Below are 16,853 nucleotides of genomic sequence, written 5' to 3'. Positions count from 1 at the left end.
GCATAAAGCAGTGGGCAGAGATTTGCTAGGCTTAGACCTTGTTTTGCTCCTTCGGATTTGCGCATGAATCAACCTTATTTTGCACAGACATTTGATCCCTTGGCACAAGCTCAAAGCTTGGCGGCAGCGTTTGAGAAAACCGCAGCCGTACGGGACAAGCAAGGGGGCACGGCCAAAATTGAGCGTGATTTGATTCGGGCTAGCGGACTACTCTCGCTCTCAATTCCCAAAGCATATGGTGGGCAGGGAGCCGACTGGGAAACAATTTTTAAGACCATTCAACTGATTGCACAGGTCGATAGTTCTCTGGCGCATGTCTATGGTTTTCACCACTTACTGATTGCCACGGTTCAGCTTTTTTCCCAGCCCGAGCAGTATGAGAGCTGGTTTCGCCAGACGGCTCAGCAACAGCTCTTTTGGGGCAATGCACTGAATCCGCTAGATCGGCGTACGCAGGTGCAAGCGCTCAACGACGATACTTTTATTTTTCAGGGTGAAAAAAGTTTTTGTTCGGGTTCAATCGATTCAGACATGCTGCTTTGTTCGGGTTATAACCAAGAGGATAAACTGCTGATTGCGGTAGTGCCCACGCAACGTGACGGTATTCGTTTTTTAGGCGACTGGAATAACATGGGACAGCGCCAGACCGACAGCGGCACCACTCATTTTGAACAGGTCAAGATTTTAAAGCATGAATTACTGCTCAATCCCGGGCCACTGAGTACACCGTATTCGAGCCTAAGGCCTTTAATTGCGCAGCTGATTTTTGTGCATTTGTTTTTGGGCGTCGCAGAGGGCGCTTTTAAAGTCGCGCATCAGGCGGTGCAACATCAAAAAGCATGGGCCACGTCAAGCGCAACGCAAAGTGTAGATGACCCCTATATTCAAAAGCATTTTGCCGAATTTTACGTGCAACTTGAAAGTGTCCGCTTACTGACCAACAAAGCCCGTACGCTCTTACAAAACGCGTGGAACGAAGGGCCAGACTTGAGTGCTCAGCAACGGGGTGAGGTATCGGTGGCGGTGGCCACAGCGAAAATTGCAGCGACTCGCATGAGTCTGATGCTCACACAAGATATGTTTCAGGTGATGGGTGCCAGAGCGACTACAGCAGCGCTGAATCTGGATCGCTTCTGGCGAAATGTAAGAACCCAAACCTTGCATGATCCGATCGATTACAAATATCAAGAGGTCGGGGAGTGGGTATTAACTGGCAAAGTTCCGCATCCTAGTTTTTATTCCTAACCATGACCTTTGGTGTTGAATCTCAGGTTGCAGCGTACGTCTGTAAAAAAGCCGCGGTGTTTTGAACATCGGCAAAGGTGGTGAGTGCACTCAAAAACGCATGTTGTACGGCATCGGCGGGTGTGGTGTGACCCTCAAAGGTTAAATCGCGTGTTGCTGTTGCATCGGCAATTAAAATCGGCTGATAGCCACGCTCTGCTGCGGCACGGGTACTGGAGTCGATACACATGTGCGTCATCATGCCGGTAATAACCAACTGTTCAATCTCCAAGGTTTTTAAGGTGTCTTCTAGTGAGGTATTTAAAAAACTGTTCGGTTTGTTTTTGGGAATGACAATGGCATGAGCTTGGCGCTTGAGCCCGGCATGTAACTCGACTCCAGATGTATTGGGACGAAAAAAAGTGGCTTCTGGTGGGTTGATATGCTGAATATAGATAACCGGTAAATTCTGCTCGACAAAATACGTTTCAAGACGATTAATCTGGCTGAGCGCTTGGTCTGGGCCCGCCAGTGTCATTGCACCACCTTCAAAATAGTCATTTTGTACATCAATGATCAGCAACGCTTGTTTCATGGTTTATTCTCGTTTTGATGATGCGATGTTTTTAGCTTAAATGGGAATATCCCTCGATACCATGTCAGATTGAGGTAAAATTGTTGGGCTTCGTTATCTCATGAGTTATTGTGTTTTGACGAATGATTGCGTTACAGCATTTTTAAAATAAAAAAAATACCCCGAGCCGAGTCTCAGGGTAAAGATGTATGTACCACCACGTTATTATTATAATTTCTCCTTAAGCAGATTTGGCGGTGATTTCCTGCTGCTGTTCCAGTTCGCGTACCAGTGGCAACACATGCTGTCCGAAATACTCGACTTCTTCGATAAAATGTAAAAACCCAGACAAAATCAGATCAACCCCCACATGTTTCAAGGCAACAATCCGTTCTGCGATTTGCTGCGGTGTTCCAATCAGATTGGTTTTAAAGCCATCGTTATACTGCACTAAATCTTCGAAGGTCGACTTGGCCCAGTTTCCTTCACCTTCGGGGCTGGCAGCTCCCGCCTGACGTGTGGCATCGCCAAAGGCATGTACCGCTTCGGTATTGGCCTGATCAATAATTGACTGTAATACGGCTTGCGCTTCTTGTTCTGTATCTCGGGCAATAATAAAGGCATTTACGCCAATTTTAACCTGATGCTGGTTGGCCTTGGCTTTGCTGCGAATATCGTGTACTTGTTTTTCAATTTCCTCGACGCTATTGCCGTTGGTAAAATACCAGTCCGATACCCGGGAAGCCATATCACGTGCTGCCCGTGAGCTGCCTCCTTGAAAGACTTCGATATGCGGTTGCTGTAGCGGTTTTGGCTTTAAGGTATAGTTTTGAAACTGATAGTACTTGCCGTCAAAACTAAAATTGTCTTGTGTCCAAATGCCCTTTAGGCTGCGGATAAATTCCTCAGAGCGTGCATAGCGCTGATCGTGCTCTGGCCATGGCTCGCCAATGGCATCAAACTCACCTTTAAACCAGCCACTCACCACATTGATGGCAATACGCCCCTGCGTGAGATAGTCAATGGTCGCCAGTTGTTTGGCTGCCAGTACGGGTTTCCATGGGCCGGGTAATATGGCCGCAATTACTTTAAGCTTTTCGGTTTTGGCCAATAAGGCATGACTAAAGCTCACCGATTCATGCTGATACTCTGCGCCGTAGCCCGCAGTAAAGCGAATCTGGGTCAGGGCATATTCAAAGCCATTTGCTTCTGCGGCCTGAGCCAGTTTAATGTTGTATTCGTAGCTCCAGTCAGTTCGTTGTTCGATATTGCTGACCACGAGTCCACCACTGACATTGGGGACCCAGTACGCAAATTTGATGGGTGCAGTTGATTGACTCATGGCAAAACTCCTTCTCATAAACGGTACGGCTTAGGCCACGTTGCTTTTTAAATTTTTAGGATGCAAGCGAGATTCGGCAGCGTCCAGATTGGGAACCGCAGCCGATGGCAAAACTTCGTCCTGCTCGATTTGTTTGTTGATGCCCAGATTTTGGTTGGCCTGTGCCGTTTTGTCTTTGACCACCTCGGCGCGCTGGCCTTTGGCAGGTGCCCATTCCAAAATAGGCAATGCACGTGCCACAGCCAACGTGATACGGTCACGAAGTAAATCGCTTTGAATGCTATAGTCTTTCGCAAAGTCGCGATCGGTGGCATAGACGCCAATTGGCAGTGTTTGGGCTTGGAAAAAGCTAAACAATGGGCGTAGCTGATGTTCAAGTACGAGGGCATGGCGGTCACTACCACCTGAGGCTGCCAGCAAAACAGGGACATCGACCAGCGCGGTTTGTTCAACGAAATCAAAAAAATGCTTAAACAGGCCAGTAAAAGATGCACGGTATACCGGTGTGCCTACAATCAAGGCATCGGCTGCTTCAACCTTGGCGAGATCGTCTTGCACGCGCTGGGGAAGCTGGTTACGGTAAATCGCACCGCCAAGCAAATGACCGATTTCGCTAAACTTAATAAAATGCACCTGAATCGGGGTTGCATTGGCCAGCTCATTTAGAATTTCTTGAACCAGCGCTTCAGTTTTAGATGGATGATTTAAACCGCCAGAAACGGCAACAATATTGAGTGGTTTTTGAGTATTTGAATGTTGTGGCATGATCAACCTAAATAGCAAATAAAACAATTGATCCTATTAATCGGTATTTCCAGCCTCAGGTAAAATAATCAAATTGTGAAACCTTATCGTTTTTTCTTCTATATTGGCACACGCGTTCATCGGTGTATAAGGGCTATTTTAACCCTATGAATTTATTTTATTTTCTTCTTTAAGATAAGGTCTTCAGTATTTTTAATAAAATTATAACAATAATCACTAAGCTTTAAGCGATTTTGAAAAAACGAAAAAAATACTGAAATCTAACGGCTTAACCGACATTTTATATAAAAATTGGGTAATATGGTTCTATCCTTAAAGCCAGCAGTATGAGTAAAATCAAGATACTGCGCCAGAGATCTCTCGTTTCGCTTATGAATATTTTAATCGTCGATGATCATCCTCTGTTTCGCCATGCCCTAATTCAGGCGGTGCGATACAGTCTGCCTCAAGCTCAAATTTATGAAACTGCAGCAGTCAATGAATTTTACGAGCGCTTAGAAAGTGGAGCAGAGCCAGATCTGGTATTGCTGGATTTAAACTTACCGGGTGCATCGGGCTTTTCTGCGCTGGTGCATGTGCGTGCGCAATATCCGTCGCTACCGATTATTGTGGTGTCTGCACATGAAGAGACCTCGATTATCCAGCGTGCGATTGCTCATGGTGCCATGGGCTATATTCCAAAATCTGCGCATCCAAGTCATATTGGCGAAGCCATCCGCCATGTGCTCGAAGGTGAAATCTGGTTGCCACCCAACTTACCTAATAATTTAAGTTTCGATCCGCGCGCTGCAGATGAAACTGAGCTGGCCGAACGTATTCAGTCGCTGACGCCGCAGCAGTTTCGCGTTTTAATGATGGTGGCTGAAGGCTTGCTCAATAAGCAAATTGCCTATGAATTAGATGTTTCAGAAGCGACCATTAAGGCGCATGTGACCGCTATTTTCCGTAAACTGGGCGTACAAAATCGTACCCAAGCGGTATTGGCGATTAACGCCTTAAATATTGAAGACAAAAGACTTTAACTATTTAAGTGTATATGTAAAAAACAGGGGAAAATCCCCTGTTTTTTTATGGCCAAAAATTTAAGCCAGACAGTCTTGCTTGGTGGTAATGTTGTCACAGTACAGCGGATTAAGCGCACAGTGCAGTTCATCGATTTGATCTTGAGTCACATAACCTTTTTGTTTGAGATACTCGGCCACGCGATCATCGCGCAAGCTCAAAAAGGTGGCGTCATACACCCCTAAATCGACAAACAAGGCCGCCGTTTCGAGGCTGTTGAATCGATCCAGAAAGATATCGTCGCCATACATTAAAAAGATATGATCATCTTCGGCACGCATGTCGACATTCAAGCGCTGGGCCAGCTTTTTAGGTGCTGTCTTGATAAAAAGTAGATCCGATAGTTCATCAAACTGCGACATATCCAGTGCCTCATGACCGTGTTTGACTCGTCCAAGCCATGCTTTAAACACCAAGACCGCACCGCCACGAAGTAACATGCTCCACATTTGATGGCGGATTTTTTCATCTAGCATGTTGCCTTCCGATTCAAGCTGTTGCAGCAGATCTTCTTCTTTTTGGGCAAGTTTTTCAAATAATCCGAGTCCTTGTGGGCGATACATGGCCGGTTCAAACACGTCGAGCTGTAACTCATCAAACACTTGCAAGGCCAGTGGCACAACACTGCGGTATATGGTATCGAGGGCCTGTTTGTGTTCTGCTTTGAGTTTACTGTGTGGAAACAAAACGTCCCAATCGATATCGGGTAACAGGGCATTGGCACTGTATTCACGATAAAATTGCTGTGAACTGTGTAGATCGAATGAAGCTGCATCATCTGAGGTAATCATGACGAATGTCCTTTCTTATATCTGCAAGAGATCAACCGATCGGGTTGATGTGGGCTGCTTTTCACTGTTATGAGTTTTTTGGAATGCAATAGATATTAGACTAAAGTTTTATAATGGCTATTTTCATGATAAAAGTTATATTTTTCAAATCATTATTGAATTGTAACTAACTATGGCAGTGTTCATTTACAAAAAGGTCAGACTTTGCCATAGTCACTCGTACTTTGCTGGATTTGATCAATCAATCGCCAAAAAAAAGCGCGCTATCTGAACACTTTTGCCAACGATTCGTCTATGTGGCATGGCTTCAGGCTATTTCTTGCAAAAAATGGCCTGAAGCGGGTAGGTAGAGCCAAGCGTTTTAGCGAGTTGGAGATGAAATTTTCAAGCCAGATAACCATGCCCGTAATCCGGCCGGTTTAAGTGGCTTTTTGAGTAACATCACATTGAGCTCTTTGAGTCGCTGTGGCAACTCCGGATCGGAGTCTGCGGTAATCAGTGCAACCGGAACTTGATCTTGTCGATGCTGTAAAATAAAGTCGAGGCCGAGTTGCTGATTATTCAGATGCTGATCGATCAACCAGACCTGAATATTATGCTGTTGAATCAAGGCGTAGGCCTGTTCGGGTTCTGTGGCTTTAAAGACTTCATACCCCCATTTCGACAACAGCGTACTCATCCCCTCCAAAATGGTTTCGTCATTGTCTAAACATAAAATCCGGTAAGCTTTGGTTTTTAGGGGAATCGCCTGTGCTTGCGGTGCCATCACTTTAGGTGCATCTACGGTAGGTACCTCAATGATAAAGCATGAGCCTTGACCAATTTGGGAGTACACCTCAACCGGATGATCGAGCAAACTGGTCATACGCTGTACAATCGCCAGACCCAATCCTAGGCCTTGTTCACCCCAAGGCGAAGTATGGCCGCAGCGTTCAAACTCTTGAAAAAGTTTGATGCGCTGTTCTTCTGCAATGCCAGGGCCTGTATCCCATACCCCTATACGGATATGCTGTGGTCGGGTGCTATGGCGTAAGACGCCCACCACCACACGGCCCTTGGCGGTGTAGCGTAAAGCATTACTGACAAAGTTTTGAATAATCCGACGAATCCACTGTGGATCGGTGTCGATCCAGAATTTGGCATCGTGGACATTCAGGCGAATATTACGCTGTGCTGCAATCGACTTAAATTGTAGTTCGAGATCGCTCAATAAATCATGCAGTGGGTAAGACTGTCGTTTGGGCTGCAATGAGCCGCCTTCAAGACGTGCAATATCGAGCAATGCCGACAACATGCTTTCGGCACCATGTAGCGCTCGATCAAGCTGTTGGAGCGTTTTACGATCGTCCTCACGAGACACACTTTGCTCTAATGCAGTACTAAACAAACGCGCCGCATGCATAGGCTGAAGCAGATCATGACTGGCTGCAGCAATAAAGCGGCTTTTCGACATATTGGCCTTGTCGGCCTGTTCACGTGCAAGCTGTTGCTCGGCCAAAGCGGTTTCAAGCTGTTGGGTACGATCACTGACCCGTGCTTCCAAAATCGCTTCATTTTCACGAAACGCCGTGATGTCGGCAAACGTTGTAACAAAGCCACCGCCTTCGATAGGATTACCGCGCATTTGAATGACACGGCCATCTTTACGAATCCGTTCAAATTCATGCGCGCTGCCCACTTTCATCCAGTGAATTCGCTTACGTACATGTTCTTCAATTGAGCCAGGTCCGCATTCACCGCGTTCGGCGTTATAACGAATCAGATCGGCAATTGGACAGCCGACGTACACCAGATCTTTCGGGTAATCAAACAGCTTTAAATATTGATTGTTCCATGCCACCAGACACATGTTTTCATCGACCACACTCACGCCTTGGGTCATATGATCGATCATGGTCATGAGCAAATTCTGGTTAAAGCGCTGCCACTGCGAGGCTTGGTCCAAAATATTGGCCACCTGACCCAAGGCCAGTCCATTATTGACCATGGCGGTGGTGAGTAATGTCCGTGCAGATGCCGCTCCAATCGTGCCCGCCAAATACTGCTCGGTGAAGCGCCACCACATGCCGTTGGCGACGCTGTTGGGATTAAGCAGCACATCATTTTGCTCACAAAACTGTTTGAAGGCCTGTTGTGTCGGCCCTTCACCGGTAATGCGTTTGGCCAGCGTAATCAAATCACCCACTTTAAGCCGAGCCGCATCGTGATGCAGATAGCTCATATCTGTTGAGGTGTGATGCGATGGTAAAGGCTTGGTTTCGTAGTAAAAGAAACTTTCCGCCTGAATCTGCTCTGCCACACTGGGGCGATAAATCTTGGAAATCCAGACATACAAAATGGTGTTGAGGCCCAATGACCAGATCACCCCGTGAGTCAATGGCGCAAAAGATTCGAAGCCAAGCAAAGCCTCAGGGCGCAAGAGGTTTAAGTGAAAAGGACCAAATACCAGCACCTGATGCGCGAAGGCTTGATAGGCGTCTGGAAGGCTTCTTAAAATTGTCGGGAACAGCAGGGTATAGGTCCACATAAAAAAACCGACAATGAGTCCGGCATATACGCCTTGACGGCTTCCACCGCGCCAGTACAAACCTCCAATAAGTGAGGGCGCAAATTGTGCTACTGCACTAAAGGCCAGTAAACCAAAGACTGAAAGCTGATCGATATCATTAAAAAAGTGGAAAAATAAAAAACCGAGTAGCATCACAGCCAAAATACAAATACGTCGGGTGAGCTTTAAAAATTGTGGTAAGCGTTTATCGTGTCTGGATAATAAATTTAGGCGCCAGAGTGCTGGCATGATCAGATCGTTACTGAGCATGATCGACAAAGCCACTGACGATACCAGAAGCATGCCGGTTGATGCCGAAAAACCTCCCAAAAATGCCAGTAAGCTGAGCCAATCCTGATTAAAACTTAATGGCAGTGATAGTACTGCCACATCTGGAATAGTTAAAAAATTAGGTGATGCATGCAGTGCCCAACTGGCAATCGGAATAATTGCCACGGTGGTTAAAATTAAATACACCGCAAACCAGCGGCGCGCACCGCGAATATGTTTTTCGTCACGTAACTCGACCACCGCCACATGAAACTGCCGCGGTAAACAAATAATGGCCAGTCCGGCAAGTAGCGTTTGAATCCAGAAGGTTTCCGGTACACCAAACATCTGTACATTGTGAAAGGTTTTGGCGACATCTTCACTGACTTGTCGCATATTGGCGGGTGATTCAATCAGAAAAAAAACCGCCACGCACAGCAGGGCAAACAGCTTGACAAATGACTCAAAGGCGACTGCCAGCATGAGACCGCCATGTTGTTCGGTATTGGCAATTTGCCGTGTACCAAACATCATGGCCAGCAAGGCCAATATGCCGGTCAGGAGCAATACGCTATTGGTGGCCGTAGTCAAATGATCGGTGGCCTGATCTAAAATCACCGCAGTACTCAATGCCACGGCACGCAATTGCAACGCTAGATACGGAATAATCGCAATCACCGCCAAAATGGTCACCAGTGAAGCCAAGGTTCCGCTTTTACCGTAACGTGCGGCAATAAAGTCGGCAATCGATGAGACAGCATGGTGCTGACGAACACGGCCTAAGCGTCGCCAAATATCGTAGCCAAACCAGATAAAAATCAGGGGACCCAGATAAATGGGCAGGAAAATAATACCGTCTCGCACAGCGGCACCCGTGGCGCCGTAAAAGGTCCAAGATGAACAATATACGCCCAGTGTCAGGCTAAACAGCAGCATTCGTCCGCGAGGCCCTAAACGGCTGGCATGCCGCTCACCAAAAAAAGCGCAGAGAAATAAGACTAAAATATAGAGGGCGAGTCCGCCGATAATAAGCCAGCTGTTCATGCGATCGAATCTATGAAAACACAGGCCTATCATACCTTAAGCCACTTTAAAGCCCTGCATGTTGATTAAAATTTAGCGACCAAAGTCTAAGTTACGAACCTCATACAACATTGCTAACGTTATAGCGTGAAAAAAAAGGATTACAAAAAGCGTCCGACGATGGCCGCGGTAAAAGGAGCAGATTATGGATGACGTTCAGGTAGAAAGAATTCTACAGAATCCAAAATTTAAAAAAATGGTCAGCAAAAAAGCCACACTCAGTTGGACTCTTACCATCATTATGCTGGTGGTCTATGTGGGCTTTATGTTGTTGGTTGGATACAACAAAGAGTTTCTAATGAGCTCTTTTAGTGGCGGTGTCACCACCTGGGGTATCCCGCTTGGTCTTGGCATTATTGTTCTGTCATTTGTTTTGTGCGGTGTGTATTCGTATATCGCCAACAACAGCCTTGACCATCTCAATGAAGCTGCATTGAGAGAAGTTGAGAACATCACTCATGAGAAAGGACTGCACTAAGATGAAATGGACTTCATTTAAAGCGCCAGCACTGATGGCAATCAGCTTGCTGATGTCAACCCTCGCAGTTGCGGGGCCTGATTTGGGCGAAGCACAGCAACAGGCCACCAACTGGCACGCAATTATCATGTTTGTGATATTTGTCGGTGCAACTTTGTTCATTACCAAATGGGCAGCCAAACAAACCACCAATACCAAGGATTTCTATACGGCAGGTGGCGGAATCTCAGGTTTTCAAAACGGTTTGGCGATTGCCGGTGACTACATGTCTGCGGCATCGTTCTTGGGAATTTCCGCTTTAGTCTTTAGCTCAGGCTTCGATGGCTTGCTTTATTCACTGGGTTTCATGGTGGGTTGGCCAATCGTATTGTTCTTGATCGCAGAGCGTTTGCGTAATTTGGGTAAATACAATTTATCTGATGTGGTGTCATTTCGTTTGGAAGAAAAACCAGTACGTACCTTGGCAGCTTTTAGCTCGCTTGTGGTAGTGGCGTTTTATCTGATTGCGCAAATGGTGGGTGCAGGACAGCTCATTAAACTACTTTTCGGTTTGAACTATAACATTGCGGTTGTAATTGTGGGTTTACTCATGATGGCCTACGTGATGTTTGGCGGCATGTTGGCGACCACATGGGTACAAATCATCAAAGCGGTACTGTTGCTGTCTGGTGCAACCTTCATGGCGTTTATGGTGATGAAAGCGGTTGGATTTAGCTTCAGTAACATGTTTACCCAAGCCATCGATGTTTATGCCAATGTGCGTAATATCAGCATGGAAGACGCAGCAAAAATTATGGGACCAGGGAAACTGGCCGCCAACCCAATTGATGCGATTTCTCTTGGCTTAGCGCTCATGTTTGGTACAGCGGGTCTGCCACATATTTTGATGCGATTTTTTACGGTAAAAGATGCTAAAGAAGCGCGTAAATCTGTAGTGGTGGCGACTGGCTTTATTGGCTACTTCTACTTGCTAACGTTTATTATTGGTTTCGGTGCGATTCTGTTTGTTTCGAACAATCCGCAATTCCTTGATGTTGCCAAAGCAGCAGTAACAGGTAAGCTTGAATTGGTCGGCGGAAACAACATGGCAGCGGTTCACTTGAGTGATGCACTCGGTGGCGATCTGTTCATGGGCTTTATCTCTGCTGTTGCCTTTGCAACCATTTTGGCTGTAGTGGCAGGTTTGACCTTGTCGGGTGCATCTGCAATTTCACATGACTTGTATGCCAACGTATTCAAAAAAGGTCAAACCACACCAGAATCTGAATTGCGTATGTCAAAAATCGCAACATTAGGCTTGGCAATCTTCGCCATGATTCTGGGTATCTTGTTTGAAAAACAAAACGTTGCGTTCATGGTTGGCTTGGCCTTCTCTGTGGCGTGCTGTGCGAACTTCCCGGTGCTTGTATTGTCAATGTTCTGGAAAGGTTTAACCACACGTGGCGCCGTGATTGGTGGCGTGGTTGGTTTGACGACGGCGGTAGTCCTGATTATTCTGTCTAAAGCCGTGTGGGTAGACACACTTAAAATCTCAGATACACCGATCAATCCATTTAATGGCCCAGCAATTTTTGCAATGCCGTTGTCGTTCATTTGCTGCTGGTTGTTCTCGGTGACTGATAATTCGGCCCGTGCCAAAGCAGAACGTAAAGCATTTGATGCGCAGTATGTGCGTTCAATGACCGGTATTGGAATTTCGGGTGCTTCAGATCACTAAGGTGCATCTGTCAGACACATGAAAAAAGCGCCGGTGGCGCTTTTTTTATTGCTTGGTGTATACATCGCCGTTGAGCTGCATGTGCCATTTTTGATTCATCTGATACGGCGCGCGATCAATTTTGAACACCTGACTAAATTCGCCTTGACCGATCTGAAACTGCTGTGCATTAAAGTCGCTGATACTGGCTTTTAAGTCTGACTTGGCAGCATATTTCAAATCGTGATCTGGCGTTTTTTGTTCTTGAGTCACGTTCTGCCGATAATCCACTTGCCCGGTTTTTTCAATCACCAAACTACTGTGACTACTTTTCCACTGACCGATATATTCTGGATGCTGCTCCAGCATCGGATTGGTTTTGCTGCATCCGACAAACAGCAGCGAGGCCATGCAGCAGCCCATGAGTGTTGTTTTGATATGCATATAAAGCCCTCTTCGCTTCATTGATACTTTTGAGTATGCACCGATTATTTCGGGTCAAATAGTGCAGTTTGATAATGTTATGTCATAAAACGTGATCTATTTCCGCTTTCATCTATAAAATCACTTGACGACTTGCTTAAGCACACGACAAGATTCAGACATTCGCTCAAATGAAAACAACAAGAACGGAACGCCTCTTTTTATGTCGATTGCTCAAGATTTCAAACAACATTTCCGTTTACTGCCTTCGGCTTGGCTACTGGTGGTGCAACTGTTCATTTTGATTTTGTCTTTTTTTACTTATGATCATGGTGCCTATCGTGTACTGACTTGGATTTTGGGGGTACTGGCACTTTTATTGATTGGTCGAGTCATTCGTGAAACCAGTGTATTTACTCTCACGGGCTTATTTTTTGTGTTGGGCGCTCTCTTTTTTTCAGTCTTGATTTTACTGGGATTTAATCAGGTTTCAATTCAGATTCTGACGCATGGATTTGAGGCATGTGCTTATTTCTATGCCGCCTATGGCTTATTGCGCTATATGTTTGCAGACCGATATCTGACCAAAGATGAGCTATTTGCAGCAGGGGCAGTGTTTACACTCATTGCATGGGGGTTTGCCTTTTTATACAACATTTGCCAGTTGTTGGTGCCGATGAGTTTTAGTAAACCCGATCATCAGGGCTTACAAAGCTGGTTAGACCTATTATTTTTGAGTTTTAGTTTACAATCGGCTACCGGACTTTCCGATATTTTTCCGATCAGCCCTGCGGCACGGGTAATTTCAATTCTTCAAATGTTTATGGGCGTGATGTTCTTGGCCGTGGTGGTGTCACGTCTGGTGGCATTGCAATATATTTCGCATTTGCCAGAAAAAAATCATCACGACGATACATAGCTTGTTACAGCTCTGTAACTTCTTTATTTTTCAGCAGGCTATACAATAATAACGCGTTTAATGCGCCTTTTTGCTTTTCACGACAGTGAATTTTTCTGACACATCGTTGTCGTTGGTTTTTATCAAAAAAAATATGGGGGATGTATGCCTTCCAAAACCTCATCTAGGTTTGCAAATATTAATCCAAATGTATTTGTCAGTACGATCATCATTATTGCGATCTTTCTGGCGATTGTCTTATTAATGCCAGATTCATTTGAGTTTCTGACCCAGCAGCTCAAAAACTGGATCACAGAATCCTTTAGTTGGTTCTATGTGTTGTCCGTGGCTTTATTTCTGATCATCTTGGCGTTTATTGCCTGCTCATCGAGCGGTAAGATCAAACTCGGGCCCGATCATAGCCAACCCGACTACAGTAATCGTTCATGGTTTGCCATGCTGTTTACAGCGGGGATGGGGATTGGCCTGATGTTTTTCGGTATTGCCGAGCCGATCATGCATTATGTGAGCCCGCCTTCGGGACAGCCTGAAACGGTACTAGCAGCACAGCAGGCCATGCGGGTGACCTTTTTCCACTGGGGGCTACATGCATGGGGTATTTATGCCATCGTCGCTCTTTCGCTGGCTTACTTTGCCTATCGGCATGATTTACCCTTAAAAATACGCTCGTCTTTATATCCGATGATTGGTAAAAAAATTTATGGCCCCATTGGTGATGCCGTGGATACCTTTGCCACAATCGGAACGATTTTTGGTGTGGCCACCACATTGGGCTTTGGTGTCACCCAAATTGGTTCAGGCTTAAATTATCTATTTGGCTTTGAATCAACAGCGTGGTCCAAAGTTATTTTGATTATTGTGGTCAGTGCCATGGCGGGTCTTTCTGTCGGATTTGGTCTCGATAAGGGCATCAAGCGTCTGGCCGAGCTGAATCTGATACTGGCTCTGGTTTTACTGGCATTTGTATTCTTTGCCAGCCAAAGTATTTATCTATTACAAACCACGGTTCAAAACACCGGACAATACATCTCTAATTTATTTGAAATGACCTTCAATCTGTATGCCTATCAACCCAATGGCTGGATTGGTGGGTGGACCATCATGTACTGGGCATGGTGGATTTCATGGTCACCTTTTGTCGGCATGTTTATTGCGCGGGTGTCTCGTGGACGAACCATTCGCGAATTTATTGTCGGTGTCATGCTGATTCCAACAGGTTTTACTCTGATTTGGATGGGCTTTATGGGCAACGCAGGACTCTACAGTATTTTGCATGAAGGCAATCAGATGCTGTTGGCGGCGGTGCAACGTGATTCATCCGTGGCTTTATTTGAGTTTCTAAATTCATTGCCATTTGCTGGACCGATGAGCTTATTGGCCACAGTGTTAATCATTTTATTTTTTGTGACCTCTGCCGATTCTGGGGCTTTGGTGGTGGATTATCTTACCGCCAAGACGGATGATTCACCGATGTGGCAACGTCTTTTCTGGATTGTGGTAATGGCGGGGCTGTCAATTGTGCTGCTACTCGCTGGCGGACTCAATGCCTTACAGTCTGCGATTATCATGAGCGCCTTACCATTTACGGTCATCATGCTATTTATTTGCTGGGGACTGATCAAGGCATTACGGATTGACTCCACCAAAATGCAGGCGATTCAGGAAGCAAGAACCACACCGCGGGCCATTCAGAATCCACGAAGCTGGCAGCAACGTCTTGGGCTGATCATGCATTATCCACACGCTAAAGCAGACGTGGATGCATTTATTCAAGGCCGCGTAAAAGATGCTTTTCATAACTTGCAGCGCGAATTTAAGCGCCGTCAGTTAATGGTACAGATTCATGAAACCGACGAAGGCTTGATGCTCAAAGTGGATCATCACAATGAAATTAATTTTATCTATCATGTGGTTTCACGTGAAACAGTTCCACCAAGTTTCATGCTGCAATCCGAGCAGGAAACTACCGATAAATATTTTCAGGCTGAAGTGTTTTTACGTGAGGGCGGCCAAAACTATGATGTGATGGACTGGACTGAAGAAGATTTGATTCAGGATATTATCGATCAGTATGAACGCCACCTGTATTTCTTAAATGTGATGCGCAGCCAAACCATCAACTAATTGAAGCAATAAAAAAAGGACTCAAATGAGTCCTTTTTTTATGCGTAGTTCAGTTTCGATTAGAAACGAGCTTTTGCATTTAAACCGATTGTTTGCGTATCAAATGCAGAACCTTTAGCATCTGCTTTGATGTACGATGCACCAACAGAGATTGCTGGAGTAACGAAGTAGTTTACGTTACCACCCCATGCTTGACGGAATTCACCAAGGTCTTGACCTTTGATGTTTGCTTCGCCATCGTTACCGATGAAGGTTGCACCAACGCTCAACTTAGGTGTGAGGTAAAGGTCAGTTTTTAAACCGTATTGGTTTTCTTGACCAAATGCACCAGCAGCTTCAAAGCCGATTGCCATGTTAGTACCATCGATTGGACCAACATATTTTGCACGAGCTGTTACTGCGTCTTGATCGTTTTGGATCGCAGCAGTTTGGTTCACAGCAGAATAAATACCGTTGTTTACGATACCAAAGTTATCTAATGCAAACTGGTTTGCAACGCTGGTGTAACCTACGCTCATCAAGAAATTAGGAAGCAACATTGCACCCACTTCTAATGCATAACGGTCACCGTTGTCATCACGAGAAATCGCATTTTTACCATCAACGTCAGTATGGTTATAAGTTGCGCTTGCGTATACTGGTAGGTATGGCGTAGGGATGTATGTTTCGCCCTTCACGCCGTAAGTACCTACGTGGTAGTTAAGACCGTTGTTTTGGTCATATTGCTGGTAGCTATAACCAAGCGATACGCTAGATGCTTGGTTCAAGAACGCGGCTTCGGCTAAAGGCCCTTTAGACGCATCAACATCTTTCAAATAGAAAGTACCAGCAACGTCACCAGTGAAGTTTTTGTCGTTTGCAGTCGTATCTACATATTCAGATTGACCTTGAACTTCAACTTGATACGCTTGAGCGCCGGTCATGGCGAGTAATAAAGCAGTGGCTAAACCGAGTTTTTTCATAAGAGTTTCCAGCATTAACAAGAGATTAAGCTGTGGTCATTCTATTGTAACAATTTATTTAGTCAATGTGTCTTCAGCCCAGCATCTGTTGCTCAAAAAAACACTTAAAAATATTGAACAAAAAAAATACAGTTAAATTGAATCGTGTCAACCTGAAAAATAGTCTGTATAACAATCGACTAGATGGAAAATGAAACAATAAATATTACATTTTGGTTAAATATACATCGTTTTTTCGATTGTAAAAATAGATGGTTATTATTTAAATTATCGGTAAAAACTTATTTTAAAACTGATTTTAATGTGATTTGTGTCACATATTTCTACCAAAGTGAAGCTTATTTAAAGTTAAATCTTAATTTTACCTATTTTTACATTGTTACATATTGGTAACTGAATATGAATATCTGACTGAAATTAAATAGATTTTAATGTGATTTAAATCTCAATCTATTTTAAATATGTTGATTGTTTATCATTATGATGGTAGCTTGATTGGGTAGTACTTGTTTTTGCTGATAATACACGTCGAATGCAATGGATGATCCCTCTATCGTTCTGTAACGCTGTCGATTGTATTATTCAACTCACC

General features: G+C 45.0%; 13 protein-coding genes. 6 read left to right on the top strand and 7 right to left on the bottom strand.

Annotated features, from left to right (window positions below; genetic code table 11):
* Positions 1-63: 63 nt before the first annotated feature.
* Positions 64-1,245 (top strand): acyl-CoA dehydrogenase family protein, encoded by a 1,182-nt coding sequence (locus L2096_RS03790; RefSeq protein WP_250364899.1) that lies wholly within the window; start codon positions 64-66, stop codon positions 1,243-1,245.
* Positions 1,246-1,267: 22 nt separating this feature from the next.
* On the opposite strand, the gene L2096_RS03785 is transcribed toward L2096_RS03790, so the two are convergent.
* The 3 genes from L2096_RS03785 to msuE all read right to left on the bottom strand — a co-directional run bounded on the left by L2096_RS03785 (position 1,268) and on the right by msuE (position 3,905).
* Entirely contained in the window at positions 1,268-1,819 is a 552-nt protein-coding gene (locus tag L2096_RS03785) for a cysteine hydrolase family protein (RefSeq protein ID WP_250364898.1), read from the bottom strand.
* A gap of 220 nt (positions 1,820-2,039) precedes the next feature.
* Positions 2,040-3,140 carry a dimethylsulfone monooxygenase SfnG gene (gene sfnG, locus L2096_RS03780; protein ID WP_055415512.1) on the bottom strand — a complete coding sequence of 367 codons (1,101 nt, stop codon included), beginning with the start codon at positions 3,138-3,140 and terminating at the stop codon, positions 2,040-2,042.
* A gap of 30 nt (positions 3,141-3,170) precedes the next feature.
* Complete coding sequence (gene msuE / locus L2096_RS03775) at positions 3,171-3,905, bottom strand: FMN reductase (RefSeq protein ID WP_250364897.1); 735 nt, start codon at positions 3,903-3,905, stop codon at positions 3,171-3,173.
* A gap of 371 nt (positions 3,906-4,276) precedes the next feature.
* Here msuE and L2096_RS03770 point away from each other — a divergent pair, with 371 nt between their 5' ends.
* Positions 4,277-4,927: a response regulator gene (locus tag L2096_RS03770; RefSeq protein ID WP_004933991.1), complete on the top strand. Its 651-nt coding sequence runs from the start codon at positions 4,277-4,279 to the stop codon at positions 4,925-4,927.
* A gap of 60 nt (positions 4,928-4,987) precedes the next feature.
* Here the strand turns inward: L2096_RS03770 and L2096_RS03765 are convergent, their stop codons facing one another.
* Positions 4,988-5,758 carry a hypothetical protein gene (locus L2096_RS03765; RefSeq protein ID WP_004944834.1) on the bottom strand — a complete coding sequence of 257 codons (771 nt, stop codon included), beginning with the start codon at positions 5,756-5,758 and terminating at the stop codon, positions 4,988-4,990.
* 361 nt (positions 5,759-6,119) lie between these two features.
* Positions 6,120-9,620 (bottom strand): hybrid sensor histidine kinase/response regulator, encoded by a 3,501-nt coding sequence (locus L2096_RS03760; RefSeq protein WP_004944835.1) that lies wholly within the window; start codon positions 9,618-9,620, stop codon positions 6,120-6,122.
* Between the two features lie 184 nt (positions 9,621-9,804).
* Here L2096_RS03760 and L2096_RS03755 point away from each other — a divergent pair, with 184 nt between their 5' ends.
* Both L2096_RS03755 and L2096_RS03750 read left to right on the top strand, forming a co-directional pair.
* Positions 9,805-10,137 (top strand): DUF485 domain-containing protein, encoded by a 333-nt coding sequence (locus L2096_RS03755; protein ID WP_004934001.1) that lies wholly within the window; start codon positions 9,805-9,807, stop codon positions 10,135-10,137.
* A gap of 1 nt (position 10,138) precedes the next feature.
* A complete protein-coding gene (locus L2096_RS03750) occupies positions 10,139-11,854 on the top strand; it encodes a cation acetate symporter (RefSeq protein WP_119025571.1) in 1,716 nt (571 codons plus the stop codon).
* Positions 11,855-11,899: 45 nt separating this feature from the next.
* Here the strand turns inward: L2096_RS03750 and L2096_RS03745 are convergent, their stop codons facing one another.
* Positions 11,900-12,277 carry a hypothetical protein gene (locus L2096_RS03745; protein ID WP_048765294.1) on the bottom strand — a complete coding sequence of 126 codons (378 nt, stop codon included), beginning with the start codon at positions 12,275-12,277 and terminating at the stop codon, positions 11,900-11,902.
* Between the two features lie 202 nt (positions 12,278-12,479).
* On the opposite strand from L2096_RS03745, the gene L2096_RS03740 reads away from it, so the two are divergent.
* Together L2096_RS03740 and L2096_RS03735 are read left to right on the top strand one after the other, a co-directional pair.
* Positions 12,480-13,175, top strand: coding sequence for an ion channel (locus L2096_RS03740; RefSeq protein ID WP_004934007.1), 696 nt, complete (start codon positions 12,480-12,482; stop codon positions 13,173-13,175).
* A 144-nt stretch (positions 13,176-13,319) separates the two neighbouring features.
* On the top strand, positions 13,320-15,299 hold the full coding sequence (locus L2096_RS03735; RefSeq protein ID WP_151839808.1) for a glycine betaine transporter: 1,980 nt from the start codon (positions 13,320-13,322) through the stop codon (positions 15,297-15,299).
* A gap of 59 nt (positions 15,300-15,358) precedes the next feature.
* On the opposite strand, the gene omp33-36 is transcribed toward L2096_RS03735, so the two are convergent.
* Positions 15,359-16,261 (bottom strand): porin Omp33-36, encoded by a 903-nt coding sequence (gene omp33-36, locus L2096_RS03730; protein ID WP_004934013.1) that lies wholly within the window; start codon positions 16,259-16,261, stop codon positions 15,359-15,361.
* Between the last annotated feature and the right edge of the window lie 592 nt (positions 16,262-16,853).

Source organism: Acinetobacter sp. ACZLY 512, assembly GCF_023614015.1.
Classification (GTDB): domain Bacteria; phylum Pseudomonadota; class Gammaproteobacteria; order Pseudomonadales; family Moraxellaceae; genus Acinetobacter; species Acinetobacter soli.
The sequence above is the reverse complement of the archived record's forward strand: the minus strand, read 5'-3'. Positions and strand labels throughout refer to the sequence as shown.